The sequence below is a fragment of the Streptomyces sp. NPDC002156 genome, from assembly GCF_053593675.1.
Genome location: NZ_JBSFDA010000148.1, coordinates 1 through 25,885 on the forward strand (window position 1 = coordinate 1; position 25,885 = coordinate 25,885).

Here is a 25,885-nt window from a genome sequence, read left to right on the forward strand (position 1 = left end):
CCGTCCGGCGTTTGAGGACGAGCGCGTTCAGCGCGACAAGGGGGGTCTGGGGGCGGCAGCCCCCAGGGATGGGAATGGGTAGGGGCGGCGGGGGCGAAGAAACACAACCCCCGCCGCCCCAACCTCGCCTCACCGCCCCGCGCCCACCAGCTCCGCCCCCTCGGCCACTTCCTCCTCCGCCCCCTCCGAACCACTCCCCCTCCCCGGCAGCAGGAAAGCAACCAGCACCGTCCCCACCCCCAGAATCACCGCCCCGATCAGACTCGTGTACGCCACCGCATCCGAGAAGGACGACCCGACCGCGTCCGCCATCTGACGTGCTCCCTGGGCAAGTTGAGTGGCCTGCGCCTTCAACTCGGCCGCCTGTTCAGGCGTCCCCGCACTCGCCGCACGCGCCGCGACCTGCTGAGCCTGCTCGCCGATCGCCTGGGCCACCTGATACCCCGCACCCACCGAATCCTGCGCCTGCTCAAGCGCACTCGCCGACAGCTTGCTACCAGCCGTCGCGTCGGTCAGATGAGAGGCGTACGACGTCGAGAGCAGCGAGCCGAGGACCGCGATGCCGAGCGAACCGCCCAGCTCCAGCGAGGTGTCGTTCACCGCACCGCCGACGCCCAGCTGGGACTCGGGAAACGCCCCCATGATCGCGTCCGTGCACGGGGAGAGAGCGAGGCCAATCGCGAGGCCGAGGATGACAAGAGAGGCGACGAAATCCCCGTACGACGAACCGGAGTCGACCTGCGAGAGCAGTGCGAGGGCCGCCGTACCGCCGACCATGCCCGCTGTGACCGTGATCTTCATGCCGATGCGCGGGGTGAGATAGCCGGTGAGCGCCGAGCCCACGAAAACCGCGCCCGCGAGGGGCAGCATGCGCAGCCCGGTGTCCAGGGCGTCGTAGCCGAGGACGAACTGGAGGTGCTGGGTCAAGTAGTAGAACGCGCCGAAGACCGCCAGGAAGAAGAGAGCGACCGCCAGGTTCGAGCCCGCGAACCGGCGCTGGGTGAAACGGCGTACGTCGAGGACGGGGCGCGGGTGGCGCAGCTCCCAGACCACGAAGAGGACCAGGCCCAGCCCCGCCGCCACCGCCGCCGTGATCGCCTTGGCGCCCCACCCGAAGTGCGGCCCCTCGATGATCATGTACACGAGCGCGGCGATCCACACCACCGACAGCAGCCCGCCGACGTAGTCGATCCGGTCCTGGTGGCCGGCCTTGGACGGCGGTACGAGGACGAAGGCGCCGACGATGGCGAGCACGACGATCGGCACGTTGATCAGGAACGTCGACGCCCAGCCGTGGTTCTCCAGCAGCGCGCCCGCGACCAGCGGCCCGGCCGCGATGGCGAGTCCGGCGGTGGCGGTCCACAGGGTGATCGCCTTGGCGCGTTCGGCGCGCGGGAAGGTCGCGGCGAGGAGGGAGAGCGTCGCGGGCATGATCAGCGCGGCGCCGACACCCATGACGGCACGGGCCGCGATGACCCCGGTGCCGCTGTCGACCAGCGACCCGGCGACGGCCCCTCCCCCGAAGACGACCAGGCCGAGCACGAGCGCCCCGCGCCGGCTGTACTTGTCGCCGATCGCGCCGAGCAGCAGCATCAGGGCCGCGTACGGGACGGTGTAACCGTCTATGACCCACTGGAGGTCGGCGCTGGAGAGGCCCAGGTCCTGGGTCATGTCGGGCGCGGCGACGGTGAGGGCGGTGTTCGCCATCACGATCATCAGCAGACTGAGGCAGAGCACGAGGAGCGCCCACCAGCGCCGGGCGTAGGGGCGGTCCATCCGCTCGACGGGTTCCGACATGACAAGTCGCATGGCTGCGGGGTCACCTTCCTCGATCATTTTGCACACCACCGTGCAGTTGCACGACAGTGTGCAATTTACTCGGATGCACAGCGCTGTGCAAATAGAGGGAAGGGGAGGCACAATGTCAGCCATGACCACGGGCACCAGCAGCCGCGCCGACGCCAACCGCCACCGCATACTCGACGTCGCCCTCGCGGAGCTGTTGCGCGACCCCGACGCCTCGATGGACCAGATCGCGCGCGCCGCAGGTGTCGTACGACGGACCGTGTACGGGCATTTCCCCAGCCGGGAGGCGCTGATCAGCACGCTGCTCGACGGCGCGGTCGAGGCGGTGGCCGCCGCGTACGCCGAGGGGCGCGCGGGTGCCAAGGATCCGGCGGAGTGTGTCGCCCGGACCACGCTCGCCGTCTGGCAGGTCGCCGACCGCTACCGGATACTCGTCGGGCTCGCCCAGCGCAGCGTCACCGTGCAGGGCATCCGCGACCGGTTCACCCCGGTCCGCGAGGCCTGTGTCGAGGTGCTCCGGCAGGGGCTGGAGGAGGGCGCGTTCAGCTCACCGCTGCCGGCGCCGGCACTGGCGTACGTGCATGAGCAGATGCTGTTCGCGCTGATGGAGGCGGTGAACGACGGGCTCCTGGCCCCGGAGGAGGCGGGCCGCTCCGCCGCGGTCACCCTGCTGACGACCGCGGGCGTACCCGCCTCCCGGGCCACCGCGCTGGTGGCCGAGCTGAGCGACTGAGGCGACGGTCGTCCGCCGTACCGGCTCTGGCACTGGAGCTGGTGCCGGAAACAGAAATGGCCGAGCGGCCAGGCTTCGGGGGAGTGCCTGGCCGCTCGGCGTTTTTCGGGGTCCCGGGGCTCCGGCGGACCTGCCGGATGCCCCGGGCCGGGCGGCCGGACCACGGGGAGTGTCCAGCCGCTCGGAGATGGATTGCGGGTATCGGGTATCTCGTCGATCTCGTCGATCTCGTCGAAGCTGGTCGCCGCGATACCGTGCCGACCTGGGAGTTCGAGGCCCGGCCCGGAAACTGCCCGGGCGGCTGAGAGACGGGGGGTCGTCTCAGCCGCCCGGAGTCAACGGACCGGAGCCGATGGACCGGAGTCAACGAACCCGAGTCGACGGACCGGAGTCGACGGGCGGGTCAGGCCTTGGCCAGTTCCTTCTCGCCGCCCTGCTCGGGGACGTCCGCGGAGGCGGAGTCGGCGCCGTCTTCCGGGTGGAAGCCGTCGTTCTCGTCGATGAGCGTCTTCTCGTCGAACGGGTACCGGCCGCCGAGGACCCCCGCGACACGCTCCTTGTCGATCTCGTTGGTCCAGGTGCCGATCAGGACCGTGGCGACCGCGTTGCCCGCGAAGTTCGTGAGGGCGCGGGCCTCGCTCATGAAGCGGTCGATGCCGACGATCAGGCCGAGGCCGTCCACCAGGGCGGGCTTGTGCGACTGGAGGCCGCCGGCCAGGGTCGCGAGACCGGCGCCGGTGACACCCGCCGCGCCCTTCGAGGCGACGAGCAGGAAGAGCAGCAGCGGGATCTGCTCGCTGACCGACATCGGCGTACCCATGGCGTCGGCGATGAAGAGCGACGCCATGGTCATGTAGATCATGGTGCCGTCGAGGTTGAACGAGTAGCCGGTCGGGACGGTGATGCCGACGACCGGCTTGCTGACGCCCAGGTGCTCCATCTTCGCGATGAGGCGCGGCAGCGCCGACTCGGAGGACGAGGTCGAGAGGATCAGCAGGAACTCGCGGCCCAGGTACTTGAAGAGCGAGAGGACGTTGAGGCCCGTGAAGATCTTCAGCAGCGCACCGAGCACGAGGAAGACGAAGAGGAAACAGGTGAGGTAGAAGGACAGCATCAGGACGGCGAGCTGCTTGAGCGCGTCGACACCGGCGGACCCGGTCACCGCGGCCATGGCACCGAACGCGCCGACGGGCGCGGCCCACATGACCATGCCGAGGATGCGGAAGACGAGCCGCTGGATGTGCTCGACACCGCGCAGGATCGGCGCACCGGTCGAGCCCATGGCCTGGATCGCGAACCCGGCGAGCAGCGCGATGAGCAGCGTCTGGAGGACCTCACCGCCGGTGAAGGCGGAGACGAACGTGGTCGGGATGATCCCGAGCAGGAACTCGGTGGTGTCCTTGGCCTCGGCCGAGACCTGCGCCTGGCCGGTCTCCTTGACGGCGTCGGTCAGCGCGAGGCCGGTGCCCGGCTCGATGAGGTTGCCGACGACCAGGCCGATGCCCAGCGCGACGAACGACATGACCACGAAGTAGCCGAGCGCGATGCCGCCTACCTTGCCGACCTTCGCTGCCTTCCGTACCGAGCCGATGCCGAGCACGATCGTGCAGAAGATGATCGGGGAGATCATCATCTTGATCAGGTTGACGAAGCCGGTTCCGATCGGCTTCAGCTCCACGGCGAAGTCGGGGGCGATCAGACCCACGGCGATACCGGCGGCCACCGCGGCGATGACCGCGATGTAGAGGTAGTGGGTACGGTCCCGCTTCGCGGCGGGTGCGGCAGGTGCCGTTGGGGATGAGGTGGCCACGGCTGCCCTCCTTGACGTCGTCGTCGGCATCACCGGCGTGCGGCTCACGTCCGGGGGATGGGGAGAAAGTTGTGCTGCGGATCAGGTGGTGCGTCGGGGTCGCGGGCAGCGACCGAAAACGGACCAAGACCCGCCAATCGCGTCCCTGCGATGCGGTGACTATCTAACGGCTTGTGAGGGCGGTCACCCTTCCGTTCATTTAGTTCACACTTATAAGGAGAGGCAGACTGACAGCATGCGTTTCCCCCGTGTTCCCGGACCCCGCAGCCTGGCCGGCCAGCTCTTCGCGATGCAGGCCGTGCTGATAGCTGTCCTGGTGGCTGGATACGCACTGTTCACGTACGTCAGTGACCGCAGCCAGGCCGAGGACGCGGCGGGCCGCCAGGCGATGGCCGTCGCCCGTTCGGTCGCGGACGCCCCCTCGGTGCGCGAGGCGATCCGCACCGCTCCGAAGCCGACGACGCTCCTCCAGCCGTACGCCCTCCAGGTGCAGCGCGACACGGACGTCGACTTCGTCACGATCATGAACCCCGAGGGCATCCGCTGGACCCACCCCGACCCGGAACAGATCGGTCAGCGCTTCCTCGGGCACCGGGAGCGCGCGCTGCGCGGCGAGTCGTTCACGGAGACCTTCTCGGGGACGCTGGGCCCGTCCGTCCGCGCGGTCACCCCGATCCATGACGGCGACCGGATCGTCGGGCTGGTGAGTGCGGGGATCCGGGTCGAGGAGATCAGCGCCCGCGTCCAGGACCAGGTCACGGCGCTGTTCGGGGTCGCGGCGGGCGCGCTGGCGCTGGGCGCGGTGGGCACGTACGTCATCAACGCGCGCCTGCGCCGCCATACGCACGGGATGAACGCGGCCGAGCTGAGCCGTATGCACGACTACCACCAGGCCGCCCTGCACGCCGTACGCGAGGGGCTGCTGATGCTGGACGGGCAGTACAAGGTGGCGCTGATGAACGACGGCGGCCGGGAGCTGCTGGGCGTCCTGGACGAGGACGAGGGGGAGGTCGTCGGCCGGTCCGTGGCCGAGCTGAGGCTGCCCGCGCCGCTGACGGGCGCGCTGCTGTCGGCCGAGCCACGCGTCGACGAGGTGCATCTGACCGCCGACCGGGTGCTGGTCGTCAACACGTCACCGGTGTCGAGCGGCGAGCGCCGAGGCACGGTCGTCACCCTGCGCGACGTGACGGAACTCCAGTCCCTGATGGGCGAGTTGGACTCCGAGCGCGGCTTCACACAGGCGCTGCGCTCACAGGCCCACGAGGCGGCGAACCGGCTCCACACGGTCGTGTCGCTGATCGAGCTGGACCGGGCGGAGGAGGCCGTGGACTTCGCGACTGCCGAACTGGAACTGGCCCAGGCGCTCACCGACCAGGTGGTCGCGGCGGTCAGCGAGCCGGTCCTGGCCGCCCTGCTGCTCGGCAAGACGGCGCAGGCGAACGAGCGGGGCGTGGAGCTGGTGGTGTCGGAGGACAGCAGCCTCGACGACGGCCTCCTCCCCGACACGCTGCCCTCCCGCGACCTGGTCACCATCCTGGGCAACCTCATCGACAACGCGGTGGACGCGGCCCAGGGCGGCGGAGAGGCGGGCCTGGGCGCGTCGCGGGTGACGGTGACAGCCCTCACGGAGGACTCCCTGCTGGTGCTCCGCGTCTCCGACACGGGCGCGGGCGTCGACCCGGCGCACACGGAGGCGGTCTTCCAGCGGGGCTTCACCACCAAGCCGGCGGGGCCGGGCGGACGGGGTCTGGGTCTGGCGCTCGTACGGCAGGCGGTGGCCCGGCACGAGGGGACGCTGACGGTGTCGGAGGCGGCGGGAGGAGGGGCGGAGTTCGAGGTGCGGCTGCCGTTGCCTAAGGTTGCGGCGCCAACGGTGGCCGCCTCCGCGGTGACCCCACCCGCGGTGGCTGAACCTGCCGTGACTTCGCCCGCGGTGACCTCGGCGAAGGCTTCAGAGGATCACACCTCCGCGAAGCCCACTGGGTCGACGAAGTCCGGTGAGCCTGCCAAGCCCGCTGGGCCTGCGAAGTCCAGTGGGCCTGCGAAGTCCAGTGGCCCGGCGAAGTCCAGTGGGCCCGCCGAGCCGTCCGACCGCGCCGAACCGACCGAACCCGCCGAGCCTGCCGAGCCCGCCTTGCCTGGAGGGGACGTATGACCGACCCCAGAGACACGAAGCGCAGAGATACGACGACCGACCCGATCCGCGTCCTCGTCGTGGAGGACGACCCGGTCGCCGCCGACGCGCACGTCATGTACGTGGGCCGGGTGCCCGGGTTCACGGCCGTCGGCAAGGCGCACACGGGCGCGGAGGCCCGACGCGCGCTGGACCGTACGCCGGTGGACCTGCTCCTCCTCGACCTGCACCTGCCGGACGGGCACGGCCTGCAGCTGGCCCGCTCGCTCCGGGCGGCCGGCTACCACGCGGACGTCATCGCGGTGACGTCGGCGCGGGACCTGGCGGTGGTGCGGGAGGGGGTCTCCCTCGGGGTCGTCCAGTACGTACTGAAGCCCTTCACCTTCGCGACCCTCCGGGACCGGCTGGTCCGGTACGCCGAGTACCACGCGGCGGCGGGCGAGGCGAGCGGCCAGGACGAGGTCGACCGCGCCCTGGCAAGCCTGCGCGCACCGGGTCCCGCCGCCCTCCCCAAGGGCCTGAGCGCCCCCACCCTGGAACGCGTCACGCTGACCCTCCGGGCCAGCACCGAGGGCCTCACGGCGGCCGGGGTCGCCGAGGAGGTCGGCATCTCCCGCATCACGGCCCGGCGCTACCTGGAACACCTGGTGGACGCGGGACGGGCGGCACGGGCCCCGCAGTACGGGCAGGTGGGGCGGCCGGAGTTGCAGTACAAGTGGGTGCGGGGGCAGTAGGGCTCAGGTGCCGGGGCGCGAGTAGGTGACGATCTGGGCGGCGAGCCCAACCACACCGACCGCCTCGACGACGGAGAGCACGAGGAGTCCGGTACTGATGTCGCCGGCGCCCCAGTAGACGGTGAGCCCGGCGAGCGGGACGACGCAGAAGGCGAGCAGATCCACGGCGAGCTGGACGGCTTTGCGGGAGCGGCGGCGGGCGTCGGAGCGGTGGGCGGACTCCCAGCCGAAAGCGCGCTGTTCGGAGGTGAGTTGAGCAAGCAGGCCAAGCCGGGGCCCCAACTCCTCCCTCACATACCAACCGATCGCGGAGATCTTCTGGTCGTTGATGAGGTAGGTCCAGCCGAGGACGACGCACACGGGTGGGAGGGCGAGCAGCATGACGGGCTGCTCGGCCTGTGCGGTGGCCGCGAGGACGGCGGCGACGACGGTGAGGGTGACGTAGAGAAGGTTGTCCCGGAAGCCGATACGGGTCTTCTGCTCGTCCTTGAGGACCGTGTACTCGGCGAGCAGAAGCTGCCCGAGAGTGACACCTGCTCCAGGTGACTCCGGAGACTCAGGCACGCTTCTTCCTTCCCATGGCCCTGTGGGCTTACGTTCACCGAGCAGCCATACAGGCTTTCAGGCCAGTAGGAGGTCGTGCTCGTGCGCCCCACCGCAGCCCGCACAACTACCCCATTGTCCCTGCTCGTTGCCGCCACCCTCACCATCGCCGCCGGTTCCCTGACGGCCTGCGGCGGAAGCTCCGGCAGCGATCCGGACACGGTGAGGATCTCCTTCAAACAGTCGACGGACAACTCCATCAAGGTGATGGACACGTATCTCGCGGACATCAAGAAGCAGTTCGAGAAGGCCAACCCCGGCAAGAAGGCGGAGCTGGTCCCGATCAAGGCGCCGGACTCGGAGTACTACACCAAGATCCAGCAGATGCTCCGCTCCCCCAAGACGGCCCCCGACCTGGTCTACGAGGACACGTTCCTCATCAACTCCGACATCACCAGCGGGTACTTGAAGCCCCTGGACGCCTACCTCGCCAAGTGGCCGGACTGGAACCAGTTCATCGACACGGCGAAGACGGCGGCGAAGGCGGAGGACGGCAAGACGTACGGAGTCCCGGACGGCACGGACACGAGGGGCCTGTGGTTCGACAAGGCGATCTTCAAGAAGGCGGGCCTCCCTGAGGCCTGGCAGCCGAAGACATGGGAGGAGGTCCTGTCGGCGGCCCGCACGATCAAGGAGAAGGTGCCGGACGTCATCCCCCTGAACGTCTACACGGGCAAGCCGGTGGGCGAGGGTGCCACCATGCAGGGCTTCGAGATGCTGCTGTACGGAACGGGGAGCGAGGGCGCTCCGGACCCCCTGTACGACGCCTCCTCGAAGAAGTGGATCGCGGGGAGCCAGGCCTTCAAGGACGCCCTGACGTTCGTCGAAACGGTGTACAAGGAGAAGCTGGGCCCGGACGTGTCCGATGCCCTCGACCCCAACATCGGCACCCGGGTACGCGGCGAACTGCTCCCCCAGGGCAAGCTGGGCATCAACCTCGACGGTTCCTGGCTCCCGCAGGACTGGCTGCCGGGCAGCGGTCACGAATGGCCGGAGTGGTCGACGAAGCTGGGCCTGGCGGCGATGCCGACGCAGACGGGCCAGGCGCCGGGCAAGGTGAGCATGTCGGGCGGCTGGACCTGGGCGATCCCGTCGAAGGCGGCCAACCCGGACCTGGCCTTCGAGTTCATCAAGACGATGCAGACGAAGGCGAACGCCCAGAAGTGGTACGTGGCCAACTCGGGCATAGCGGTGCGGAAGGACGTGGCGGCGGACCCCGCCTACGTCGAGGCCCAGCCCGGCATCAAGTTCTTCACGGACCTGGTGGCGAACACGCACTACCGCCCGGCGTATCCGGCGTACCCGAAGGTCTCGACGGCCATCCAGGAGGCGATGGAGGGCGTGACGACGGGCGACGCGTCGGTGGAGGAGGCGGCGAGCGCATACGACGAGGCGCTGAAGTCGGCGACGGGCGACCAGGTGGTAGAGAAGCCGTGAGGGCAACGGGACGTTCCCTGTCCCGAACGCTGACCCGGGCGCTTCCGGTCACTCCGGCGGTGATCCTGCTGCTCCTCTTCCTCGCGGGCCCGATCGGATACTGCGCCTACATCGCGTTCACGGACCTCCAGTTGACGGGTCAGGCGGAGTCGTCGTTCGTGGGCTTCGAGAACTTCCGTACGGCGTTCAAGGACGAGGCGTTCATCAACGCGGTATGGCTGACGTTGGTGTTCACGGTCCTGTCGTCGTTGATAGGCCAGAACACGCTGGGACTGACGCTGGCGGCGCTGATGCAGCGGGCGTCGAAGCCGGTACGGACGCTGGTGGGCGGGATCGTGATCACGGCGTGGGTGCTGCCGGAGGTAGTTGCGGGCTTCCTCCTGTACGCCTTCTTCAGGAGGGAAGGCACCCTGAACGCGATCCTGGACTGGCTCCACCTCCCGTCCCAGAACTGGCTGTTCACGCTGCCGATCCTGGCGGTGTCGTTCGCGAACGTGTGGCGCGGTACGGCGTTCTCGATGCTGGTGTACTCGGCGGCGCTGAACGAGATCCCGAAGGAGATCACGGAGGCGGCGGAGGTGGACGGCGCGGGTGGTTGGCGCCGGATGTGGCACATCACCCTGCCGATGATCCGCCGCTCGATCGGCACGAACCTGATGCTGAACACGCTGCAGACGCTTTCGGTGTTCGGCCTGATCTGGGTGATGACGAGAGGCGGCCCGGGAAACAGAAGCCAGACGCTGCCGCTGTTCATGTATGAACAGGCCTTCCAGAAAAGCATGATCGGGTACGGCACTGCGGTGGCGTTGCTGCTGCTGGTGGTCGGCTCGCTGTTCTCGGTGGCTTATATGCGGCTGCTGCGGACGGAGGTGTGAGTGCGGTGACCACTGTCCTGAAGTCCCGTCGCAGGAGCCGCCGACTGGCGGCGGATGCGGGCTTGTTGGTGGTTGCGGCGGCTTTCGTCCTCCCGTTGGCATGGGTGATCCTCTCGGCTCTGGACCCGCACGCGGACCTGCGGGTGAAGCCCCCCGACGGCCTGACGCTGGACAACTTCGACGCGGTACTGACCCCCGAGATCACCTTCACACCGCTCCTCAACAGCCTGCTCCTGTGCGGGGGCGGAACCCTGCTGACGGTGGTGTGCGCGGCGCTGGCGGCGTACCCGTTGTCGCGGTTCAGATCGCGTTTCAACCGCCCGTTCCTGCTAACGATCCTGTTCGCCACGTGTCTGCCGATCACGGCGATCATGGTGCCGGTGTACGCCCTGTTCGTTCAGGTGAACCTGATCGACACGATGCAGGGCACGATCCTGTTCTTCGCGGCGTCCCAACTCCCGTTCGCCATCTGGCTGATGAAGAACTTCATGGACGGCGTCCCGAAGGAGCTTGAGGAGGCGGCGTGGACGGACGGGGCGTCGGCGTTCCAGTCCCTGATACGGATCGTGCTGCCGCTGATGGGGCCGGGGGTGGCGGTGGTCACGGTGTTCTCGTTCGTGGTGATGTGGGGGAACTTCTTCGTGCCGTTCATGTTGCTGCTTACGCCGGATCAGATGCCGGCGAGCGTGAGCATCAATGATTTCTTCGGGAATCGGGGGACGGTTGTTTATGGGCAGTTGGCTGCGTTTTCGGTTATTTATTCGACGCCGGTGATTTTGTTGTATGTGGTGGTGGCTCGGCGGTTGGGTGGGGGGTTTGCTCTGGGTGGGGCTGTTAAAGGGTGAGGGGTGGGGTGGGTGTTATCTCTACTCATCGGCCCAGGTGCGGGCCTGGTCGGCTTCGGCTGTGTCGCCAGCCTGGGTGTAGGCGTCGGCAGCCTGGAGCCAGCAGGCACGGGCCTCGGCGGAGCGGCCCGCGACCTGGTGGATGAGGGCAAGGTTGTGGAGTACCTGACCCGCCCAGTACCAGTCCTCGAACTCTCGGAAGATCTCCAGCGCCCTCCCGTACCCCTCGACCGTCTCCGCCACACGGCCCACCTCCTTCAGGGCGTTGCCGAGGTTGTTCCACGCGCCGGCCTCGCGGCGGCGGTCCCCAGCAGCCTGGAACAGGTCTCGGGCCCAGGTGTGCGCCTCGACCGCCTCCGCCGCCCGGCCCGCCTCCCGCAGGGCGTTGCCTAGGTTGTCCCACGCGCTGGCCTCGCCGTGGCGATCCCCGACGGCCTGGAACAGGTCCCGGGCACGAGTGTGCGCTTCGACCGCCTCCGCTCCCCGGCCCGCCTCCCGCAGGGCGTTGCCTAGGTTGTCCCACGCGCTGGCCTCGCCACGATGGTTCCCGGCAACCTGGTGCAGGTCTCGGGCCCAGGTGTGCGCCTCGACCGCCTCCGTCCCCCGGCCCACCTCCCGCAGAGCAAGGCCGAGGTTGTCCCACGCGACGGCCTCTCCCCGTCCGTCCCCGGCGCGGCCCGCCGCCTCCAGACCAGCCCGGCCCACCCCGACCCAGTCATCGAAATACCGCCGCCACTCCAGGTAGACCGCCAGACATGCGGCCAGCCGCCAGGACATATCCGCAAACCGCTCCCGATCCCCCCACCCCACCGCCGCCACCAGACCAGCCCGCTCCCCGTCCAGCCACCCCAACGCCTCCTTCCGCCCACCGAACCGCCCTGGCACCGGCAACCCCGGAAACCACCTCAACGAGTCATCAGCCGCATCCGCCCACGCGTAGTAAAAGGCCAGCACCCGCCCCCGCGCCGCCTCCCCCTCCTCCACCAACCCCACATCCCCCGCCACCACACCCACCCCGAACACCCGCACCAGGTCATGCAACCGCCACCGCCGACGCCCACTCCCCCGCTCGACGAGATGCGCCCGAGCCAGAGCCTCCAGGTCCCGGACCGGAGGAGTGTCCGTCCCGACGAGCGCGGCGACGACCTCGTCGCTAGCGTCGGGCCCCGGGGCCAGCGTCAGCAGACGCAGCACGCGGGCCTGCTCGGGCGGCAGCCGCCTGTACGACAGGTCGAAGGCGGCGCGGACGCTGCGCTCGCCGTCGTCGAGGTGGTCGAGCCGGTCGCGGGACTCGGCGAGTTCGGCAGCGAGTTCGGCGACCGGTTTGTCCCGGTCCACCACCAGCAGCGCCGCCGCGATCTGGAGGGCGAGCGGCAGATGTCCGCAGAGGGTGGCGAGGGCCATGGCCGACTCGTGGTCGTCCGCGGCGCGGCTGTCGGCGGGGTCGGCGATCCGCAGGGCGCGGTCGAGGAGGTCGTAGGCCTCCTCCGGCGTCAGTTCGTCCAACGCCAGTAGTCGTGCCCCCAGTTGAGGCAGCCGGTCCCGGGAGGTGACCAGGAGCCGGTGTCCCGCGCCGCCGGGCAGCAGGGGCCGCACCTGAGCCGGCGAGGACGCGTTGTCGGCCAGGACCAGTACGGGGCCCCGTTCCCGGGCACGGTCGGCGAGGGCCGAGCGGTACAGCCCGGCTCGCTCGTCCGCGCGGGCCGGGATGTGCTCCGGCTCCGTGCCCAACGCCCGCAGCAGCGCCTCCAAGGCCTGGTCGGCGGTGACGGGTTCGTCGTCGTACCCGTGCAGGTCGAGGAAGAGCACTCCGCCCGGAAACCAACCCTTCCCACACGCCTCGTACCCAGCCTGTACGGCGAGTGCGGTCTTGCCGATGCCGCCGAGCCCAGAGACGGCCGCAACGACCACCACCTCCGACCCGCCACCGGACGCGGCCGGGTCGAACGCGGACAGCAGCTCCCGGAGCTCAGCCTCCCGCCCGGTGAAACCGACCGCCCGAGCAGGCAGCGCGTCCAGCGCACTCGGCGCCGGCGCATGCTCGCGGTACTCAGCCTTCGCTGTCAAACGCTCGACCTTCGCACCCCGGAAGTCGAGGTGATCCCCGTCGTACTCAGTCGCCATCGTGCCGTCCGTCCCCCGTACCGCCTTCGCACATCGTGTGACATAACGGTACGCCCGCCAAGTACCGTAGAAAGGTGCCGGAGACAAAGAGAACCGTTGCCGTCCTCACCGCGCTGTCGCTGGAGTACGACGCAGTGCGGGAGCACCTCACGGACATCGAGACGCTCACCCACCCGCGCTACGGAACCAAGGCCAAGCTGGGCCAACTCCCCGACACACCTTGGCAGGTGGTCCTCGTCAACATGGGCGAAGGCACACTCACGGCGGCGACGCTCACCGAGCGCGTACTGACGTGGCTGGACCCCGAGGCCGTGCTGCTCGTCGGCGTCGCGGGCGGCCTCAAGGACGACATCGGGATCGGCGATGTCGTGGTCGCGACGAAGGTGTACTCGATCCACGGCGGCAAGGAGACCCCCGAGGGTTTCCTGGTCCGCCCGGAAGCCTGGCACGCTTCGCACCGCTTGGAACAGGCAGCCAAGGAGGCCCTGGGCAACACCGCGGACTTCAAGACGCACTTCAAGCCGATCGCCGTCGGAGACGTACTCCTCGCGGACAGGAAGTCCAAGCTCGCCAAGCACATCCACCAGCACTACAACGACGCCGCCGCCATCGAGATGGAGAGTTCCGGCGTGGCCAACGCCGTCCAACTCGCCGGTGAGGCGGGCGCGTTGATCATCCGAGGCATCAGCGACAAGGCGGACCCGGACAAGTCGGAGGCCGACAAGGCAGGTTCGCAGCCCCGGGCCGCAGGAAACGCAGCAGCGGCTGCCGTGGCCGTACTCCGCGAGCTGACCCCGAAGCAGACCACCGACCTCCGGGAGGGTCCCTTTCGCACCGAGACGTACGGAGGGGACCACTTCGACTTCCGACAGAGCACGTTCAACGGCTCCTTTGTCGCGAAGTTCGTCGGACACCGGCCCGGCGACAAGGACGGCCGGTAACGAGAACGCAGGCCTCGACGGAGGCCACTCCCACGGCCCGGTACCGGTAGCGACGGTCACGCTCCCGCCCCGACCGTTGGGCTTCACCGGCCGCTCGGCGGAGTTGGGCCGCCTGCTGCCCCACCTGGAACCCGACCCGACGGATGCCGCCGCTCGCCCGCTCCTCATCTTCGCCGTCGCAGGCATGGGCGGCATCGGGAAGACGGCACTGGCGATCGAGACGGCGCATCAGGCATGCGCCGAGGGATGGTTCCCTGGGGGGACGTTGTTCGTAGACCTACGGGGTTACGACGACAACCCGGTGACCGCTGATCAGGCGGTGCTGGCCCTGCTCGACGCCCTCGGCGTACGCGGCCCGGATCTGCCACAGACAACCGCACGCCAGTACGACGCCTACCGCCAACTCCTCGCCGAGCGCCAGGACCGCATGCTGCTGATCCTGGACAACGCCTCGGACCCGGCCCAGTACCTCCCCCTGCTCCCAGGCACGGACCGCCACCGGGTACTGATCACCTCCCGCGACCGCCCGGACTCCCTCGCCCTACGCCTCATCGACCTGGAGACACTCCCTCCGGACGACTGCGCAGCACTCATCACCCGCGCCCTCCACGACGCCGACGAACGCGACGACCGACCGGCCCGCGAGCCGGACGCCCTCCACGAACTGACCGCCCTCTGCGGCCACTTGCCGCTCGCCCTCCAGATCGCCGCGGCGATGCTGCGCCGCCGCCGTTCACGGGGGATCGCCTCACTGGTGGCCGAGATCAAACAGGCCGAGGACCCAACTGCCGTACTGGACAACGGCACCCGCGGCACCGACCTGTACGGCCGCTCCCTCACCCTCCGCCCGGTCCTGGAGACCTCGTACCGCCGCCTCCCGCCCGATCAGGCCCGCCTGCTGCGCCTGCTCGCCCTCGCACCGGGCCCGGATACCGGCACGGACGTGGCGGCCACCCTGACCGACCTCGGCACGGAAACCACCCTGAGCCTCTTGGAGGACCTGGCCGCCACGCACCTCGTCGCCTCGGTCAGAGCTGACGACAGTTCGGATACCGGCGTGCGGTGGCGGTTGCATGATTTGGTGCGGGTGTTCGGGGTGGGTGTGGTGGCAGGGGATGCGGGGTTGGTGGAGGAGGGGGAGGTGGCTCGGGGGCGCGTGCTGGGTCTTTATCTCGCGTGGGCGGGTGCGGCTGATGACTGGTTGAGGTGGCTGCCGGGGTTGCCGGTGCCGGGGCGGTTCGAGGGTCGGGGGGAGGCGTTGGGGTGGCTGGATGGGGAGCGGGCGGGTTTGGTGGCTGCGGTGGGGTGGGGGGAGCGGTATGCGGCCATGGCCTGGCGGCTGGCTGCCCGCCTGGGGGTCTACCTGGAGTGGCGGCGGTATTTCGATGACTGGGTGGGGGTGAGTCGGGCTGGGCTGGAGGCGGCGGGCCGTGCCGGGGACCGCCGCCGCGAGGCCATCGCGTGGGACAACGTCGGCCTCGCCCTGCGGGGGGCGCGCCGGGTGGTGGAGGCGGTCGAGGCGCACACCCGGGCCCGCGACCTGTTCCAGGCCGTCGGGGACCGCTACGGCGAGGGCGGCGCGTGGAACAACCTTGGCATCGCCCTGCAGGGGGCGGGCCAGAGGTGGGAGGCGGTCGAGGCGCACATCCAGGCCCGCGTCCTCTACCAGGCAGCGGGAGACCGCCATCGCGAGGCCGCCGCATGGAACAACCTCGGCATCGCCCTGCGGGGGGCGGGCCAGGGGGTGGACGCGGTCGAGGCGCACATCCAGGCCCGCGACCTGTACCAGGCCACCGGAGACCGCCATCGCGAGGGCGGCGCGTGGCACAACCTCGGCATCGCCCTGCATGAGGCGGGCCAGGGGGCGGAGGCGGCCGAAGGCTTTGGGAAGGCGCTGGAGATCTACCAGGAGTTCGAAGACTGGTACAGGACGGGTCACGTCCTCCTCGGCCTCGCCCTCGTCCATAAGACCGCCAACCGCCCCGCCGAGGCCCGCGCCTGCTGGCTCCGGGCCGCCGACGCCTACGCCCAGGCCGGCGACACCTCCGAAGCCGACCAGGCCCGCACCTGGGCCGAGGAGCAGCAATAGCACCCACCCCACCCGCGCGTCACGCCCTCCCAACCCCCGCCGCCGCAAACTCCCGAGCCCCTGCCCAGGGCAGCACCGCCCACATCCGAGTCCCCCCGCCCGGCTCCCGAGCCTCTCCAAACCCCCACTCCCCACCCGCCCCCTCCACCACGCACCCCAAAACCCGCAACGCATCCCCCCTCCGCTCATCGCAAGCCGCAGCAAGCCGGGGATGCACATGCCTCCGATGCCCGTCGTAAAGAACCACCTGCAACTCCCCCTCCCACCACCGCAGCGACAGATACACCGGCCCGTCCCCACCGAGCCGAAACGCACAAGCCGTCAGCTCCCCCACCACCTGCACCGCGACGTCCGCCATCTCCTCCAGCCCATGCATCTGGAGAACAACCCGAGTGGTAGCCCGGGCAACCCACGAACTCACCGCCTCGGCAGGCAGGGTGAAGCCGTAGACAAGCGACTCCGGAGACGGCGGCGACACCTCCGCGAGGTCGGTCGAGACGAGACAGGCCGAGACGGCCGGCGATGCGGACATGGCGAACTCCCTTGCTGGGCAGCGGACTTGGCGAAGTCGACGTAAACCCGACCAGTGGCCTGTCTCCCTGGCACGAGCGCACCCCTCCCAGGGAAGGAGAAGGCAGGCATGCTCGCGCGATGCACTTCCGGCGACATCGATCCGTAAGCGACTCGTCACCGACTGTAGACACATCAGGTGGCCTTTTGCCACCTACTCAACGGAATTACCACTAGCCTGGTGGACCAACCAGGCGTCCGAGGGGCAGACTTGCGCCGCACCCGCTGGAGGAAATGACACATGCCGCCGAGGTCGACACCGACGGAACGCCAGAAGCGCCTGGGCGCCGAACTGCGCAAGATGCGTATCGCCGCAGACGTGACCACGGAGTACGCCGCAGGGCTGCTCGGACTGGACCGGACGAAGGTGTCCAACATCGAGTCCGGAGTCCGGGCCATCAGCGCAGACCGGTTGAGGACCCTCGCCTGCAACTACGCCTGCCGCGACGAGGCGTACGTCGACGCTCTGGCCGACATGGTCGGGACACGTACGCGCGGCTGGTGGGAGGTGTACCGGGGGCAAGTCCCCGCAGGGCTCCTGGACATCGCGGAACTGGAATGGCACTCCAGGACCGTGCGCGTGGGCCTGGCCATGATCATGCCGGGCCTGCTCCAGACCGACGGCTACGCCCGCACCCTCTTCAGCGCCGCACTCCCACCCCTCTCACCAGCAGAGGTCGAGCTGCGCGTGGCCCTTCGCCTCCAACGGCAGCAGGTGCTGTACCGGGAGGACCCGATCACCTACGTCGGTTACGTACACGAGGCCGCCCTGCGCATCGAGTTCGGTGGCGTCAAAGTGATGCGCGGCCAGTTGGAACGCCTCTGCGAGGTGTCCGAGCGCGACAACATCGGCGTGCGCGTGATCCCCTACAAGGCAGGGGCGTTCCCCGGCGCCGGCCAGGCGGTGACCTACGCCGAGGGGTCCGTCCCGCAGCTCGACACCGTGGAACTGGACTCCGCACACGGCCCCGAGTTCACCCACGGCCAGTCCCAACTCGACAAGTACCGTGCCCACTTGGACTGGATGGAAGCCGCGTCACTCTCGCCCAGCGCGTCACGGGACTTCATCCACACCATCGCCCGCCAACTCTGAGGAGTCACCATGCCCGACATCACCTGGGAAGAACCGTTCTGCGCCGAAGGCGCCAACTGCTTCCGCATAGGCACCGACCCCCAAAACAACGCCTACATAGCCATCGCAGGCCAAGAAGACACCTACCTCACCGACACCCGAGACGCCCTCCGCACCCTCATCCAGGACATCAAGGCCGGCAAAGCAGACCACCTCCTTTAGTGCGCCCCCGTAGCGCACCCCCCTCACACCTCAGGCAACACCCCAGGCCTGAACGGCTCGACGCCCACAACCCGCCGCACCCGCGTCACCTCGATCAGCAACATCACGCGCCGCTCCCCCGGCAGCAGCCACGGATACCGCTCCTCGCCGATGTACTTCTGCGTGAGCCGGTCCATGGACCGTTCCGCCTCCTCGCCCTCCACGAACCGCACCACGCGCCCCCGGATCTCCGCACGGTCGTACGGGTTCTCGGGGTCGTGGTGGGAGAGCGAGACGTTCGGATTGACGCGGAGGTTCTCCTCCTTCACGCGGCCGATGGCCGTGTTGACCATGACGTGGTCGCCCTCGATGTCGACCCACATCGGCGAGATCTGCGGCATCCCGTCGGCGCCGACCGTCGCGAGGTGCCAGAAGTTGGGGGCCAGCAGCCGCTCCCGTATGTGCCCCTCGACCTTCGCGACCTTCGCCACCTTCTCCTCCTCCGCCTTGCCACTCACAAGACCACCACCCTCCGAAGCCCAACCACCAAGCGAAATAACGCTGATGGTACGTCAGGGGCCCCACATCGACAGGCACGCCGACAGGCCGCACCGACAAGCCACACCCACCGCACAGATCGCGCCGCACCTACTCGCCAGTCACCCACCCCACCAAGCCCCAACCACCCCGCACACACCTTCGACACCCGCCAGCGACAGCGAACCGGCAGCGAACCAGCAGGCACCCCCGCCCACCGACACCCGACCCACCGAACCCCCGCGCATATGCCCCACCACCTTGCCGTTCGCACGATCGGACGCCCACGAACAGGCCCCGCCCGGCCACCGACCCACCACCTTCGATCAACCCGGAATCACCCGCGACCACCCGCACCCCACCCCCAACCCCGTAGCTTCCTACGATCCGTAATTGTGGCCGAACAGACCGTAGTCACCGCCGCCCAGCACCCCTAGCTTGTGGCGCGTGCGCCGACCCCCAGTTCCGCCCCCGCCGCCCATGCCGCCGACACCACCGAACCCGCCCTTCGACGCCCACGCCGCCCGCAGACTCCGTATGGCCCTCGGAATGGGCCCTGAGCACGTCGCGTACGGGATGCGGGTCTCGTACGGGCTGCCGTACATCACGCCCGACCACGTGATCGCCTGGGAACAAGGCGCCATGGCCCCCGGCAGCAACGAACTCACCGCCCTCGCAGGCGTGTTGTGGTGCGCGCCCTGTGAACTCATCGGCCGTCCCCGCACCTTGCGAGAGCACCGCACCGCGCGCAACCTCGCCGCCGAGGACGTCGCCCAGGCCGTCGGGCTCGAACTCCTCGACTACATACGGATGGAGGAGAGCGGCGAATGGCGCGGCACCGAGCGGCAGTCCGCGATCCTCGCCGAGGTGCTCGAACTCTCGCTCGCCGACTTCCTCACCCTCACCGGCCTCGACGGCAAGCTCGCCGGCCTGCTGCGCAGCGCGGTCACGACGCGGTGGCAGGCGTACGTCCGCCCCGTCAACAAGATGGTGCCGCTGAACCGGCGCTTCCTGGAGGGCGTCCTCCACGAGCTGCACCGCTACTACCAGGGGCAGATGGCCGCCACCATGACCTGGTCGGACGGCTCGGCGGCGACCGAGGCGAGCCACGCCGGACGTGACTTCCTCGAACGGATCGTGGAGCACTTCTGGGCGAGGGTCGACACCGACACCCCGCCCCCGTGACCGACAAGAACGCCTAGAACACCGACTCCGCCTCGTCCATCCGGTCCTTCGGGACCGTCTTCAGCTCAGTGACTGCCTCCGCCAGCGGCACCATCACCACGTCCGTCCCGCGCAGCGCCGTCATCCGCCCGAACGTGCCCTGGTGCGCGGCCTCCACCGCGTGCCAGCCGAACCGGGTCGCGAGGACGCGGTCGTACGCGGTGGGCGTGCCGCCGCGCTGGATGTGGCCGAGGATGACCGGCTTGGCCTCCTTGCCGAGCCGGCGTTCCAGCTCGTACGCGAGTGCCGTACCGATGCCCTGGAAGCGCTCGTGGCCGAACTGGTCGATCTCGCCGTGGCCGTAGTCCATGCTGCCCTCGGCGGGGTGCGCGCCCTCGGCGACGCAGATGACCGCGAACTTCTTGCCGCGCGCGAAGCGTTCCTCGACCATCTTCACCAAGTGGGCGGGATCGAAGGGGCGTTCGGGGAGGCAGATGCCGTGGGCGCCGGCGGCCATGCCGGACTCCAGGGCGATCCAGCCCGCGTGCCGGCCCATGACCTCGACGACCATCACGCGCTGGTGGGACTCGGCGGTGGTCTTGAGGCGGTCCATCGCCTCCGTCGCGACACCCACCGCCGTGTCGAAGCCGAACGTGCGGTCCGTCGATGAGATGTCGTTGTCGATCGTCTTCGGGACGCCGACCACCGGCAGACCCGCGTCGCTCAGCATCCGCGCCGCCGTCAGCGTGCCCTCACCGCCGATCGGGATCAGAACGTCGATACCGAACTCGCGGGCCATGTCCTGCGCGTTCTCGCAGGCCTCGCGGAGCCGGTCGCGCTGGAGGCGGGAGGAGCCGAGGATCGTGCCGCCGCGGGCCAGGATGCCGCTGACCGCGTCGAGGTCCAGCGTGCGGTAGCGGCCGTCGAGCAGACCGGCGTAACCGTCCTCGAAGCCGATGACCTCGTCGTCGTACTGCGTGACCGCTCGGTGCACGACCGACCGGATCACTGCGTTCAGGCCGGGACAGTCGCCACCTGCGGTGAGAACTCCGATACGCATCGTGCTGTGTCTCCTGCTCGCTGTGATCGCTCTGCTTGCTCTGATCGCCTGTGGTACCGGTGAGCCACTCCAATTGTTCCACGCCCGGCGCACCCCCGATCCTGACGGGCCTACCCGGCGCCCTGGCCAGCGCCGCAGGTACTGTCGAACGAAACCGAGCAACGAAACGGAGAGCACGCGTGACGACCCGCAGCGTGTACGTGACCGGGATCGACCGGGGCGACGGCCGCCAGGTCGTCGAGCTGGGAGTCATGGAGCTGCTGACCCGGCAGGTCGACCGGGTCGGCGTCTTCCGCCCCCTGGTGCACGACAACCCGGACCGTCTCTTCGAGCTGCTGCGCGCCCGCTACCGTCTCTCCCAGGACCCGGCGACGGTGTACGGCATGGACTACCCGGAGGCGTCCGCCCTCCAGGCCGAGCAGGGCACCGACGAGCTCGTCTCCACCCTCGTCGACCGTTTCCTGCGGGTCGCCCGCGAGTACGACGTCGTCCTCGTCCTCGGCACCGACTTCGCGGACACCCAGTTCCCAGACGAGCTGGCCCTCAACGCCCGCCTCGCGAACGAGTTCGGCGCGTCCGTCGTCGCGGTCGTCGGCGGACGCGACCAGACCGCCGAGTCGGTGCTCGCCGAGACGCGCAACGCGTACCGCGCGTACGAGGCGCTGGGCTGCGACGTCCTCGCGATGGTCGCCAACCGCGTCGCCCGTGAGGACCGCGCCGGCATAGCCGAGGGCCTCGACTCCCGGCTCCCCGTGCCCTGTTACGTCCTCCCCGACGAGCCCGCCCTCTCCGCGCCGACGGTCGCCCAGATCACCCACGCGCTCGGCGGCAAGGTGGTCCTCGGCGACGACGCGGGCCTCGCCCGTGACGCGCTGGACTTCGTCTTCGGCGGCGCGATGCTGCCCAACTTCCTCACCGCGCTCACCCCGGGCTGCCTGGTCGTCACGCCGGGCGACCGTGCCGACCTGGTCGTGGGCGCCCTCGCCGCGCACAGCGCCGGTACGCCGCCCATCGCGGGCGTCCTGCTGACCCTGAACGAGCGCCCCAGCGACGAGGTCCTCACCCTGGCCGCCCGTCTCGCCCCCGGCACCCCGGTCGTCTCCGTGGCGGGCAGCAGCTTCCCCACCGCCACTCAACTCTTCTCCCTGGAGGGGAAGTTGAACGCGGCCTCCCCGCGCAAGGCGGAGACCGCCCTCGGTCTCTTCGAGCGGCATGTGGACACGACCGAGCTGCTCAAGCGGGTCTCCGCGCCCAGCAGCGACCGTGTCACGCCCATGATGTTCGAGCACAAGCTCCTCGAACGCGCCCGCGCCGACAAGCGCCGGGTCGTCCTCCCCGAGGGCACCGAGGAGCGCGTCCTGCACGCCGCCGAGGTGCTGCTGCGCCGGGGCGTGTGCGACCTGACGCTGCTCGGCCCGGTCGACGGCATCCGCAAGAAGGCCGCCGACCTGGGCATCGACCTCGGCGACTGCCAGCTGATCGACCCGCAGACCTCCGAACTGCGGGACAGGTTCGCCGGGAAGTACGCCGCCCTCCGCGCCCACCGGGGCGTCACGGTCGAGCTGGCCTACGACGTCGTCTCGGACGTCAACTACTTCGGCACGCTGATGGTCCAGGAGGGCCTGGCCGACGGCATGGTGTCGGGGTCGGTGCACTCCACGGCCGCGACGATCCGGCCCGCCTTCGAGATCATCAAGACCAAGCCGGACGCCGACATCGTCTCCTCCGTCTTCTTCATGTGCCTGGCCGACAAGGTCCTGGTCTACGGCGACTGCGCGGTCAACCCCGACCCGAACGCCGAGCAGTTGGCCGACATCGCCATCCAATCGGCCGCCACCGCCGAGCAGTTCGGGGTGGAACCGAGGATCGCGATGCTGTCGTACTCGACGGGTACGTCGGGGTCGGGCGCCGACGTCGACAAGGTGCGGGAGGCGACGGAGCTGGTGCGCTCGCGGCGCCCTGACCTCCGTATCGAAGGACCCATCCAGTACGACGCGGCCGTCGAGCCGACCGTGGCCGCCACCAAGCTGCCCGGCTCCGAAGTCGCGGGCCAGGCAAGCGTGTTGATCTTCCCGGACCTCAACACCGGCAACAACACCTACAAGGCCGTGCAGCGTTCGGCCGGCGCGATCGCCGTCGGCCCGGTCCTGCAGGGCCTGCGCAAGCCGGTCAACGACCTCTCCCGGGGCGCCCTGGTCCCGGACATCGTCACGACGGTCGCGATCACCGCGATCCAGGCCCAGACCACCGACTCCGCCCCCACCCCGAAGGTTCCCCACCAGTGACCGCGACCCGCGTCCTCGTCCTCAACTCCGGCTCCTCCTCGCTGAAGTACCAGCTGCTCGACATGCGCGACAGCAGCCGGCTCGCCGTGGGCCTGGTGGAACGCATCGGCGAGGAGACGTCCCGCCTGAAGCACACCCCGCTGGCGACGGGCGGGGAGTCCCGTGAGCGCACGGGTCCGATCGCCGACCACGGGGCCGCTCTCAAGGCGGTGGCGGAGGAGCTGGCGAAGGACCAACTGGGTCTGGACTCGCCCCAATTGGCGGCCATAGGGCATCGCGTCGTGCACGGCGGCCAGTCCTTCACCGAGCCGACGGTCGTCGACGACACCGTCCTCGCGGAGATCGAGCGCCTGATCCCGGTGGCCCCGCTCCACAACCCGGCGAACCTCACCGGCATCCGTACCGCCCAGGCCCTGCGCCCCGACCTCCCCCAGGTCGCGGTCTTCGACACGGCCTTCCACACCACGATGCCGGAGTCGGCGGCCCGCTACGCGATCGACGTGAAGACGGCCGACGAGTACCGCATCAGGCGGTACGGGTTCCACGGCACGTCCCACGCGTACGTGTCCCGGGAGACGGCGAAGCTCCTCGGCCGGGCGCCCGAGGACGTGAACGTGATCGTGCTGCACCTGGGCAACGGCGCGTCCGCGTCCGCCATACAGGGCGGGCGGTGTGTGGACACCTCGATGGGGCTGACGCCGCTTGAGGGGTTGGTGATGGGGACCCGGTCCGGTGACCTGGACCCGGCCGTCATCTTCCATTTGACGCGTGTTGGGGGAATGTCCACGGACGAGATCGACACTCTTCTCAACAAGAAGAGCGGCTTGATCGGCCTGTGCGGAGACAACGACATGCGGGAAATCCGCCGCCGTATCGACGAGGGCGGCGCGGACGCCCCGGCGGCACGGCTGGCCTTCGACATCTACATCCACCGTCTGAAGAAGTACATCGGCGCCTATTACGCGGTACTCGGCCGGGTGGACGCCATCGCGTTCACGGCCGGGGTCGGCGAGAACGCGGCACCGGTGCGCGAGGCGGCGGCGGCCGGCCTGGAGGGCCTGGGCGTGACGGTGGACGGCACCCTGAACGCCGTACGGAGCCAGGAGCCCCGCCTGATCTCGCCCGCGGACTCCGGAGTCGCGGTGGCGGTCGTCCCGACGGACGAGGAGCTGGAGATCGCGACACAGACGTACGCGCTGGTGGGAACGGGCGGCGAAACGAGCGCCGAAACGGACAACTGAAGACACTGAGCGGATATTGATGGGAGAGCCTCACCTGAGCGCTATCCCGCCCTTTTGTGTTCAGGCCATGCCTTCTGCGGCCTTCTGTGTCGTCCACCAGGCGGAATATTCCGAAGCGAAACAAACCGATAGGATCGCCCCATGCGCCGTTCGAAAATCGTTTGTACTCTCGGCCCCGCGGTCGACTCCCACGAAATGCTCGTGTCGCTGATCGAGGCCGGCATGAACGTGGCCCGCTTCAACTTCAGCCACGGCACGCACGCCGAGCACCAGGGCCGGTACGACCGGGTCCGGGCCGCCGCCAAGGAGACCGGCCGGGCGATCGGCGTCCTGGCCGACCTGCAGGGCCCGAAGATCCGCCTGGAGACCTTCGCGGAGGGCCCCGTCGAGCTGGTCCGGGGCGACGAGTTCGTCATCACCACCGACGACGTCCCCGGTGACAAGACCATCTGCGGTACGACGTACAAGGGCCTGCCGGGTGATGTGTCGCGCGGCGACCAGATCCTGATCAACGACGGCAACGTCGAGCTGAAGGTCCTGGACGTCGAGGGTTCGCGGGTGAAGTCGATCGTCATCGAGGGCGGCGTCATCTCGGACCACAAGGGCATCAACCTGCCCGGCGCGGCCGTGAACGTCCCGGCCCTGTCCGAGAAGGACATCGACGACCTGCGCTTCGCCCTGCGCATGGGCTGCGACCTGGTCGCCCTGTCCTTCGTCCGCGACGCCGCCGACGTGGACGACGTCCACAAGATCATGGACGAGGAGGGGCGCCGCGTCCCCGTCATCGCCAAGGTGGAGAAGCCGCAGGCGGTCGAGAACATGGACGCGGTCGTCGCGGCCTTCGACGGTGTGATGGTGGCCCGTGGCGACCTGGCCGTCGAGTACCCCCTGGAGCGGGTCCCGATGGTGCAGAAGCGCCTCGTGGAGCTGTGCCGGCGCAACGCCAAGCCGGTGATCGTCGCGACCCAGATGATGGAGTCGATGATCACCAACTCCCGCCCGACGCGCGCCGAGGCGTCCGACGTGGCGAACGCGATCCTGGACGGCGCGGACGCGGTCATGCTGTCCGCGGAGTCGAGCGTCGGCGCCTACCCGATCGAGACGGTCAAGACGATGTCGAAGATCGTGGCGGCGGCCGAGGAGGAGCTGCTCTCCAAGGGCCTCCAGCCCCTGGTCCCCGGCAAGAAGCCGAAGACGCAGGGCGGTTCGGTCGCCCGCGCGGCCTGCGAGATCGCCGACTTCCTCGGCGGCAAGGGCCTGGTCGCCTTCACCAAGTCCGGCGACACGGCCCGCCGCCTCTCCCGCTACCGCGCCGCCCAGCCGATCGTCGCCTTCACGACGGACGAGGGCACCCGCAACCAGCTCTCCCTGAGCTGGGGCGTCGACTCGTACGTCGTCCCGTTCGTCAACAGCACCGACGAGATGGTCTCCCTGGTCGACCAGGAGATGCTGAAGCTGGGCCGCTTCAAGGTGGGCGAGGTCGTCGTCATGACGGCCGGCTCCCCGCCCGGCGTCCCGGGCACGACGAACATGGTCCGGGTGCATCACCTGGGCGAGGGCGAACACGCCTGATCGGCGCTCGCTTGTACTTGTACGGCCGTGAGGGCGCCCCCTGGTCCCCAGG

21 protein-coding genes are annotated in these 25,885 nt (G+C 69.4%); 14 read left to right on the forward strand and 7 right to left on the reverse strand.

Annotated elements, in window-relative coordinates; genetic code table 11:
- Nucleotides 1-129: 129 nt before the first annotated feature.
- The gene (locus ACWCRB_RS38480; protein ID WP_451000496.1) at nt 130-1,809 is read right to left on the reverse strand and encodes an MFS transporter; all 1,680 of its coding nucleotides are present in this window, start codon (nt 1,807-1,809) and stop codon (nt 130-132) included.
- Nucleotides 1,810-1,921: 112 nt separating this feature from the next.
- On the opposite strand from ACWCRB_RS38480, the gene ACWCRB_RS38485 reads away from it, so the two are divergent.
- Complete coding sequence (locus tag ACWCRB_RS38485) at nt 1,922-2,539, forward strand: TetR/AcrR family transcriptional regulator (protein ID WP_451000497.1); 618 nt, start codon at nt 1,922-1,924, stop codon at nt 2,537-2,539.
- Nucleotides 2,540-2,942: 403 nt separating this feature from the next.
- Here ACWCRB_RS38485 and ACWCRB_RS38490 read toward each other — a convergent pair whose 3' ends face one another.
- Nucleotides 2,943-4,379: a cation:dicarboxylate symporter family transporter gene (locus ACWCRB_RS38490; protein ID WP_451000513.1), complete on the reverse strand. Its 1,437-nt coding sequence runs from the start codon at nt 4,377-4,379 to the stop codon at nt 2,943-2,945.
- Between the two features lie 205 nt (nt 4,380-4,584).
- Here ACWCRB_RS38490 and ACWCRB_RS38495 point away from each other — a divergent pair, with 205 nt between their 5' ends.
- Together ACWCRB_RS38495 and ACWCRB_RS38500 are read left to right on the forward strand one after the other, a co-directional pair.
- On the forward strand, nt 4,585-6,504 hold the full coding sequence (locus tag ACWCRB_RS38495; RefSeq protein ID WP_451000498.1) for an ATP-binding protein: 1,920 nt from the start codon (nt 4,585-4,587) through the stop codon (nt 6,502-6,504).
- Nucleotides 6,501-7,217 (forward strand): response regulator, encoded by a 717-nt coding sequence (locus tag ACWCRB_RS38500; protein ID WP_451000499.1) that lies wholly within the window; start codon nt 6,501-6,503, stop codon nt 7,215-7,217. The genes ACWCRB_RS38495 and ACWCRB_RS38500 overlap by 4 nt, the downstream gene beginning before the upstream one ends.
- Before the next feature lie 3 nt (nt 7,218-7,220).
- Here ACWCRB_RS38500 and ACWCRB_RS38505 read toward each other — a convergent pair whose 3' ends face one another.
- Nucleotides 7,221-7,781 carry a hypothetical protein gene (locus tag ACWCRB_RS38505; protein WP_451000500.1) on the reverse strand — a complete coding sequence of 187 codons (561 nt, stop codon included), beginning with the start codon at nt 7,779-7,781 and terminating at the stop codon, nt 7,221-7,223.
- A 75-nt stretch (nt 7,782-7,856) separates the two neighbouring features.
- Here ACWCRB_RS38505 and ACWCRB_RS38510 point away from each other — a divergent pair, with 75 nt between their 5' ends.
- Genes ACWCRB_RS38510 through ACWCRB_RS38520 form a run of 3 tightly spaced genes read left to right on the forward strand, consistent with a single transcriptional unit; the run spans nt 7,857 to nt 10,977 of the window.
- Complete coding sequence (locus ACWCRB_RS38510) at nt 7,857-9,257, forward strand: extracellular solute-binding protein (RefSeq protein ID WP_451000501.1); 1,401 nt, start codon at nt 7,857-7,859, stop codon at nt 9,255-9,257.
- Nucleotides 9,254-10,132 carry a carbohydrate ABC transporter permease gene (locus ACWCRB_RS38515; RefSeq protein ID WP_451000502.1) on the forward strand — a complete coding sequence of 293 codons (879 nt, stop codon included), beginning with the start codon at nt 9,254-9,256 and terminating at the stop codon, nt 10,130-10,132. Before ACWCRB_RS38510 ends, ACWCRB_RS38515 begins: the two co-directional genes overlap by 4 nt.
- 5 nt (nt 10,133-10,137) lie before the next feature.
- Nucleotides 10,138-10,977, forward strand: a complete 840-nt coding sequence (locus tag ACWCRB_RS38520; protein ID WP_451000503.1) for a carbohydrate ABC transporter permease — start codon at nt 10,138-10,140, stop codon at nt 10,975-10,977.
- 21 nt (nt 10,978-10,998) lie between these two features.
- Here the strand turns inward: ACWCRB_RS38520 and ACWCRB_RS38525 are convergent, their stop codons facing one another.
- The gene (locus tag ACWCRB_RS38525; protein WP_451000504.1) at nt 10,999-13,101 is read right to left on the reverse strand and encodes a tetratricopeptide repeat protein; all 2,103 of its coding nucleotides are present in this window, start codon (nt 13,099-13,101) and stop codon (nt 10,999-11,001) included.
- A gap of 74 nt (nt 13,102-13,175) precedes the next feature.
- Between ACWCRB_RS38525 and ACWCRB_RS38530 the strand changes: the two genes are divergently transcribed.
- Nucleotides 13,176-14,042, forward strand: coding sequence for a 5'-methylthioadenosine/S-adenosylhomocysteine nucleosidase family protein (locus ACWCRB_RS38530; protein WP_451000505.1), 867 nt, complete (start codon nt 13,176-13,178; stop codon nt 14,040-14,042).
- A gap of 184 nt (nt 14,043-14,226) precedes the next feature.
- The gene (locus tag ACWCRB_RS38535; protein ID WP_451000514.1) at nt 14,227-16,131 is read left to right on the forward strand and encodes a tetratricopeptide repeat protein; all 1,905 of its coding nucleotides are present in this window, start codon (nt 14,227-14,229) and stop codon (nt 16,129-16,131) included.
- A 19-nt stretch (nt 16,132-16,150) separates the two neighbouring features.
- Here the strand turns inward: ACWCRB_RS38535 and ACWCRB_RS38540 are convergent, their stop codons facing one another.
- Nucleotides 16,151-16,663 (reverse strand): ATP-binding protein, encoded by a 513-nt coding sequence (locus ACWCRB_RS38540; protein WP_451000506.1) that lies wholly within the window; start codon nt 16,661-16,663, stop codon nt 16,151-16,153.
- A 279-nt stretch (nt 16,664-16,942) separates the two neighbouring features.
- Here ACWCRB_RS38540 and ACWCRB_RS38545 point away from each other — a divergent pair, with 279 nt between their 5' ends.
- Together ACWCRB_RS38545 and ACWCRB_RS38550 are read left to right on the forward strand one after the other, a co-directional pair.
- Nucleotides 16,943-17,794, forward strand: coding sequence for a helix-turn-helix domain-containing protein (locus tag ACWCRB_RS38545; protein WP_451000507.1), 852 nt, complete (start codon nt 16,943-16,945; stop codon nt 17,792-17,794).
- A 9-nt stretch (nt 17,795-17,803) separates the two neighbouring features.
- Nucleotides 17,804-17,995, forward strand: a complete 192-nt coding sequence (locus ACWCRB_RS38550) for a hypothetical protein (protein WP_451000508.1) — start codon at nt 17,804-17,806, stop codon at nt 17,993-17,995.
- Nucleotides 17,996-18,018: 23 nt separating this feature from the next.
- Here ACWCRB_RS38550 and ACWCRB_RS38555 read toward each other — a convergent pair whose 3' ends face one another.
- Nucleotides 18,019-18,492, reverse strand: a complete 474-nt coding sequence (locus ACWCRB_RS38555) for a PPOX class F420-dependent oxidoreductase (protein ID WP_451000509.1) — start codon at nt 18,490-18,492, stop codon at nt 18,019-18,021.
- Nucleotides 18,493-18,991: 499 nt separating this feature from the next.
- Between ACWCRB_RS38555 and ACWCRB_RS38560 the strand changes: the two genes are divergently transcribed.
- Nucleotides 18,992-19,696 carry a helix-turn-helix domain-containing protein gene (locus ACWCRB_RS38560; RefSeq protein WP_451000515.1) on the forward strand — a complete coding sequence of 235 codons (705 nt, stop codon included), beginning with the start codon at nt 18,992-18,994 and terminating at the stop codon, nt 19,694-19,696.
- Nucleotides 19,697-19,709: 13 nt separating this feature from the next.
- Here the strand turns inward: ACWCRB_RS38560 and ACWCRB_RS38565 are convergent, their stop codons facing one another.
- On the reverse strand, nt 19,710-20,735 hold the full coding sequence (locus ACWCRB_RS38565; RefSeq protein WP_369035643.1) for an ATP-dependent 6-phosphofructokinase: 1,026 nt from the start codon (nt 20,733-20,735) through the stop codon (nt 19,710-19,712).
- Nucleotides 20,736-20,914: 179 nt separating this feature from the next.
- Between ACWCRB_RS38565 and pta the strand changes: the two genes are divergently transcribed.
- The 3 genes from pta to pyk all read left to right on the forward strand — a co-directional run bounded on the left by pta (nt 20,915) and on the right by pyk (nt 25,833).
- Nucleotides 20,915-23,020 (forward strand): phosphate acetyltransferase, encoded by a 2,106-nt coding sequence (gene pta, locus ACWCRB_RS38570; RefSeq protein WP_451000510.1) that lies wholly within the window; start codon nt 20,915-20,917, stop codon nt 23,018-23,020.
- Nucleotides 23,017-24,261, forward strand: a complete 1,245-nt coding sequence (locus ACWCRB_RS38575) for an acetate kinase (RefSeq protein ID WP_451000511.1) — start codon at nt 23,017-23,019, stop codon at nt 24,259-24,261. Before pta ends, ACWCRB_RS38575 begins: the two co-directional genes overlap by 4 nt.
- Nucleotides 24,262-24,402: 141 nt before the next feature.
- On the forward strand, nt 24,403-25,833 hold the full coding sequence (gene pyk / locus ACWCRB_RS38580; RefSeq protein ID WP_451000512.1) for a pyruvate kinase: 1,431 nt from the start codon (nt 24,403-24,405) through the stop codon (nt 25,831-25,833).
- The last annotated feature ends 52 nt before the right edge of the window (nt 25,834-25,885 follow it).

Excerpts from the sequence above, each read along its gene's own strand:
- ACWCRB_RS38480 (WP_451000496.1), bottom strand. The coding sequence starts at position 1,809 with ATGCGACTTGTCATGTCGGAACCCGTCGAGCGGATGGACCGCCCCTAC.
- ACWCRB_RS38485 (WP_451000497.1), top strand. The coding sequence starts at position 1,922 with ATGTCAGCCATGACCACGGGCACCAGCAGCCGCGCCGACGCCAACCGC.
- ACWCRB_RS38490 (WP_451000513.1), bottom strand. The coding sequence starts at position 4,379 with ATGCCGACGACGACGTCAAGGAGGGCAGCCGTGGCCACCTCATCCCCA.
- ACWCRB_RS38495 (WP_451000498.1), top strand. The coding sequence starts at position 4,585 with ATGCGTTTCCCCCGTGTTCCCGGACCCCGCAGCCTGGCCGGCCAGCTC.
- ACWCRB_RS38500 (WP_451000499.1), top strand. The coding sequence starts at position 6,501 with ATGACCGACCCCAGAGACACGAAGCGCAGAGATACGACGACCGACCCG.
- ACWCRB_RS38525 (WP_451000504.1), bottom strand. The coding sequence starts at position 13,101 with ATGGCGACTGAGTACGACGGGGATCACCTCGACTTCCGGGGTGCGAAG.
- ACWCRB_RS38535 (WP_451000514.1), top strand. The coding sequence starts at position 14,227 with ATGGGCGGCATCGGGAAGACGGCACTGGCGATCGAGACGGCGCATCAG.
- ACWCRB_RS38540 (WP_451000506.1), bottom strand. The coding sequence starts at position 16,663 with ATGTCCGCATCGCCGGCCGTCTCGGCCTGTCTCGTCTCGACCGACCTC.
- ACWCRB_RS38545 (WP_451000507.1), top strand. The coding sequence starts at position 16,943 with ATGCCGCCGAGGTCGACACCGACGGAACGCCAGAAGCGCCTGGGCGCC.
- ACWCRB_RS38550 (WP_451000508.1), top strand. The coding sequence starts at position 17,804 with ATGCCCGACATCACCTGGGAAGAACCGTTCTGCGCCGAAGGCGCCAAC.
- ACWCRB_RS38560 (WP_451000515.1), top strand. The coding sequence starts at position 18,992 with ATGCCGCCGACACCACCGAACCCGCCCTTCGACGCCCACGCCGCCCGC.
- ACWCRB_RS38565 (WP_369035643.1), bottom strand. The coding sequence starts at position 20,735 with ATGCGTATCGGAGTTCTCACCGCAGGTGGCGACTGTCCCGGCCTGAAC.
- pyk (WP_451000512.1), top strand. The coding sequence starts at position 24,403 with ATGCGCCGTTCGAAAATCGTTTGTACTCTCGGCCCCGCGGTCGACTCC.